A 5,937-nucleotide genomic window follows, 5' to 3' on the forward strand; every position below is an offset into this window, starting at 1 on the left:
TTTATCTCGATCTCGTTCGAAGCCCGGGCTGATTATACGATGGCCTTCGACACCACCGGACTGAAACGGTTTGGCATCACCGGAAACTCCGACGACATCGTTGATGGTTTCTACTTTGATGACTACGAAGGCGTCGAGCCAAACCCCAGTGCTATCGGGAATTTAAATGTCGGTGCAGGCAGCCAATCCGGAGCTGCTTCGGGACTCGGGGCCAGTGGCGCCAGCACGCGAATGGATGAAGCCCAGGTGCGGATTCTCGGCGGAGTCGGGCTTGGCGTTTTCGTCGATCCATTTTTGGTGGTCGCCGGCGGTAGGTTCGCGGACTTCATCCAAGCCCGTGTTGGTTTTGAATTGTCGCTGCATCTCGGCCAGGACCAAAACTTTCACGACCCCAGCGGCGATGGGCGGGTTCGTGCGAATGAATTCGATATTCTGACCAGCTTTTCTCAAGATTTCTCCGCCGGTTCTTATTCAGGCGACGGAGACGATGCATTTGATGACGGGCTGCGGATTGAAGTTCGCGCCGATGTGTTTGCGAGCGTCAAAGTCGGGATCTTCCTGACCCATAGCGCTAGCGATTTCCCGCTGTTGCCGATCGGTTTCAAGCTGATCGATATTCGCGTCAACTTGATCACGATCGGATTCACCATCCCGGTGAATCCCGCCGACTACTCTGCGACGGTGCTTGGAAACCAGAGTGGTGGTGTGCTGACGTTGGTGTTCCACGATGGCCAGAACAGCACGCTCTACGTCGGTGCGTCGAGTGCTCCGGACGATTCCGGCCGACAAAATATCATCGTTTCCGGCCGCAATTTTCACCAGGAATTCCGCGACGTGGTTCGAATCACGGGCGCTGGTGGAACAGGCAATGACAGTGTTTTTGTCATGCCCAACGTGTTTCTCAGTGTCGATTTGCACGGTGGTGCAGGCAACGACATTCTCGTCGGTGGTTCGGGCAACGATAAATTGGTTGGCGGTGCCGGCGACGATACCCTCGATGGTGCCAAAGGCAACGACACGCTGTGGGGTGACGATGAAGCAGGAGTTCTTAGCGGTGCCGATATCCTGTTCGGAGGTGATGGTGCCGATACGCTTCGCGGTGGCGCTGGACCAGACATCATTCGTGGTTGGCGAGACGATGATGATATTGATGGCGGCGACGGCGACGATCTGATCGATGGCGGCACCGGCAACGACACCGTTCAAGGCGGAACAGGCGTCGACATTATCCTGGGCGGGATCGGTCGTGACACGCTTCGCGGCGGTGCCCAACGCGACCGCATCGAAGGCGGTCGCGATGCCGACACACTGTACGGCGACGAGGATGACGACTTGCTGTTTGGAGGTTTCGGTAACGATACCATCGACGGTGGCTCGGGCGCCGATGTGCTGTACGGCGAACAACACAATGACTTGCTGCAAGGTGGATCCGATAACGACACGCTCGATGGCGGTTTGGCCAGCGACCGGATCCAAGGAGGCGATGGCGACGATTTGATCAAATCACGCGATGGCAACGATATCCTCGATGGCCAATCCGGTGATGATACCTATCAAGTGCTGTTCGTCGCTGGAAAAGCCAATTCGTTGATCCAAATCGTCGAAAGCGGGCCGGCGGAAGACACCGACATCTTTGTTGCGACCGGGACCTTGTTTGACGACCACTTCCTGTTGCGAGCCAGCGTCAGTGGATCCAACGCGTTTGTCGCAATGCTGAGCGATCCCGATCACGCACCGACCGATCCAGCCTACGATCCCGCCGTCCAGCGGATCAACTACCTTGGCGTCGAGCGAATCGTCGTCAACGGCGGGCTTGGTAACGACTATTTTGCGGCCGACGATACCGCGGCGGAAATCACGCTCAATGGCGAAGGCGGCGAAGACACCTTCCAAATCGGCCAACTCTTCCGTAGCCAACGCAACGAAGAAGACGCCAACGTTTCGGTCGACGATGTGTTTGCCACGATCGAAACCACCCGCGGTTTTCTGTCCAACGGCATCAGTTCGCCGATGACCGTCAATGGCGGACTCGGAAACGATCGCTTTGTCGTGTTCCACAACAAAGCGGTGCTGTCGCTCAACGGGGACGAAGGGGATGACGACTTCGAAGTTCGAGCGTTTGCACTGATTGGTTCACGCGAACCCGAGCGAGCTCGCACCGATATCACCGGTGGTGCCGGAGCGGACCTTGTCCAGTACGCCGTCAATGCACCGGTGCATATCAACGGCGGCGACGGATTCGACACGCTGACGGTGATCGGAACCGAGTTCGGTGACGATTTTGTCATCACCAACGCCGGCGTCTATGGTGCCGGATTGACGATCGATTTCACCAATATCGAATCGCTGCGAGTCGATGGTGCCGAGGGTAACGATCGCTTCTTTGTGCAAAGCACGTCCGTGACGTTCTTGACGGAGCTGTATGGTGGGCTTGGCGAAGATACCTTCAACATGTCCGGTGACACGCCGCCGGTGGTCAGCAATGACTTGCTCGGTCACAGTGGGATCATCGCCAACGATGTCACCTTCTCGAACGATTTGCGTTATCAAGATTTGAAGTTGTTCGGCGTTTCCGCCAATGTTGCTGATAACGACGAACCCTTTGTGTCGATTCGCACAAGCGGCGGATCGAGCATCATCAGCGAAACGGCGTCCACGGATACATCACTGCTAGATTACTACGAAGTTGTCTTGTCGCGAGCCCCAATGTTAGGGTTTGACGTACTCGTCAAAGCACTCGCACCGCTACCGAGTCCCGATCGCCGTGAACTTGGTGCATTGGCATTCCGTTTGACCAGTCCGGCCAGCGGAGCGGACATGAAAGCCGACGGTTCGGCCGTGACGCTGAAATTCACCGCCGACAATTGGATGATCCCCCAGCGAGTGGAAATCCGCGCTGACGGGGTCACTCAAGAGGATACGGGGCTGTTGTTCACGCGGCCTGAATTGTCCGAAACTGCGTCGTTCACTTACAACGACGCCGCTTTGGAAGGAAAGCAGTCCGCGGTCGTAAACCACTTGGTTGTTTCCAGCGCGGCGTCGGTCGAAGGCAGCCCGCTGGCGGTGGTGGATCAGCCGACGATCACCATTGCCACCAACGAACCGTTCTACAAGTTCTTAGGTGAAAGTATTCGTGTCACCTTGGCTGACGGGGTGACCGTGCAAGAACGCCGGATCGAAGACGCTCGATTGGTCGATGGGAACATGCAATTGACGGTCGATCGATCCTGGTTGGCCGTCAGCCAGTTGCCGGATGCTACCAGCACCTACTGGATCGACCTGGACGGCAGCGTTTTAACGGGCAACCCGCTATCAGCGGCCAATGCAATCTTCTCGGTCGCCGATCCGCTGGATCCGACCAACCCGTTCCTTGACAGCATCGATGATCTGCTCGGCCGCCAAGTCACGATCGTCGACGGTTTGGGCACCGGACAGAGCCGGTTCATTACCGGTGCCGAAGGCAAGGTCACGCTGACCGGGTCTCAAACCGGAATCTACTCGCCCAATGTCGCTACGTTCGCCCTGGATTTGACACCAGCAGACCAGCGAGTCGATGTCACCTCGGGTGCAATCCTGAAGATCTCGGTCGAAGGCGACTTTGATCAAACCAGTGAATACTTGACGGTCAATATCGACGGCGACGTGACGCGGTCGTTCTTTAGCGGCAGCGACGGGCGTTGGTATACACCGATGACGGCGTCGATTGCGCTGACTCAATCGCAATTGCAGTCGATGCTCGACGATGGGCACATCGATTTAACGTTCACCCCGTCGACACACGTAAACAATTTTGATGCCTACTACGGTACTTCGCGTGTCTCGTTTGATTTGCAGTTCACCGCCGACGCCAGCACCGCGACATTCCATAAAGGAATCCTCGGTGATTTAAATCTGACGCTCGACCGAGGCTGGAAACAAGGCGATTCGCCCGATGTCGACAGCAAGTTCCAAATTCGCATCGACGACGCGTTGATCGGAAAAGTCACCGGGATCGACGAAAGTCCCGTGGGGCTGCCGGTCGATCCAAGTTTCCCTGCGGAATTGGACACACGAACAACCTTTACCGCCAGTGCGGCGGACTTTACCGATGCCAGTTTTGGACCCGAGGGGCTACGCGGCGCTACGATCGAGATCGTCGGCGGCCCCGGTGCCGGCCAACAGCGTTTGGTACTGGGAGCACTGAACAGCACGACGCTGATTCTGAACGGAGATTGGCGAACCGATCCAGTCGCTGGCGAAAGTTTGTATCGGATCGCGCGTTACGATGGTCTGGCGGTCGCCAGCGTTGGTGTCGAAATTCACGACAACGACGAGGCCAGCTTGATCGTCGATGAGACCAAGGGAATCAATTCAACTGTATCCGGTTTGATCGTCGACGATTTCGACACCGTCACCTCGGTGATCGAAGGCGGCGACGGCGACCATCTCGGCGAACGCGACGTCGTGTTCGTCAAACTTTCGCGTCAACCAACCGCGGCGGTGAATGTCGCTCTGCAATACGATGGCACCCAATTGGTGCTGCAAAACCTGGACGGCAGCCCCATTGCCGGAAACGTGCTGACGTTCAGTTCGGCGAACTGGAATATTGCTCAACAAGTCGTCGTGGTCGGATCGCATGATCTGCTGCGAGAAGGTTTCCACACCAATCTGATCCAATTTGTAACGACATCGGTCGATGTCGATGCGGTGCTCAGTAAGACCGATGATTTTATCATCGCCGAAGGGGAGCCAGTCGAGTTTGTTGGGCTGAGCAAGCAGCCGCTGTCCATCACTTCGGTGACCTACAACGGGCAAAGCCTGAATCAATACGATCCGTTGGTGCCCGCCGGGACGGCTAGCAAGCCGGTGTGGCAATTGATCAGCAACAAGATCGTGTTCCGCGCCGCGGGCGATGTCACGACCGTGTTGGGCAGCGATCTGCACGTCAGCTACGCGTACAAAAATCCCGGGTACCAGGACGTGTTCACCCAGCCCGTGCTGGTTCGCACCAGTGATGCGGACGCACCGACCGTGTTGGTCCGCGAGACCGATGGGTCGACCGACGTGGTCGAAGGAGCCGCTTCGTTCTTGACGATCGACTTCAGCGGAGCTTCGTTCGCGGACAATAGCCTTGTTGACCGAACTGTCACCGTGTCCGCTGGCCGCGGTGCGGGGCAAACCGCGACAATCATTCGCAATACCGCCACCACGCTGACGCTGGATCAAAACTGGAGCGTGTCGCTGGACAACACCAGCAGGCTGACGATCTCCAATGATGTGATCTCTGGCTTCTCGGTTCCTGGCATTGCCACGGGTAATGTCGCGGTGGCCTATCAACGCAATGCTCACCCGGTTTATTTGGTTGCGGGAACAAGCTACACGTTTGATCTCGAAGGTTCAGCGACGGGCAAAGGAAGCATTTCTGATCCGTATCTGTGGCTGTTCGACAGTTCCAACCGGCGTGTTGCTTACAACGATGATGGTGGAGTTGGATTGAATTCGCATCTCCAGTTTACCCCCAGCGTATCGGGAATGTATGTGTTGTCAGCAGGCGGTTACTCCAGCCGCACAGGCAGCTACACGCTGAGCACTCGGTTCACGCACGACATCCCTGGGAATACCTCGACGCCGGCTCGCTTGTATGTTCCTGAGTCGTCCGCCAGCTCGATCGATTTTGGTGGGGACCAAGATTGGTACGCCGTCTCGATGTCGGTCGGCAACAGCTATACCTTCGATTTAGAAGGCTCCGCGACCAGCCAAGGAACACTCACTAACCCGCTGCTACGATTGATCGACACCGATGGAAACGAAATCGTTACGGATGACGATGTCGACGGAGCCACCAATCGGAACGCTCGGATCACGTACGTGCCCGCCATTTCCGGGACGTACTATTTGTCGGCCCAGGCTGTTGGCAGTCTGACTGGGACGTATCGATTGAGTACCACCACGACGCCT

Annotated in this window: 1 pseudogene; it reads left to right on the forward strand. The window is 56.8% G+C overall.

Features of this window, described 5'->3' with window-relative positions:
- Nucleotides 1–39: 39 nt before the first annotated feature.
- Nucleotides 40–5,937 (forward strand): annotated as a pseudogene (locus RMSM_RS37245) (hypothetical protein); the annotation flags it as partial.

It is taken from the genome of Rhodopirellula maiorica SM1 (assembly GCF_000346295.1).
Classification (GTDB): Bacteria; Planctomycetota; Planctomycetia; order Pirellulales; family Pirellulaceae; genus Novipirellula; species Novipirellula maiorica.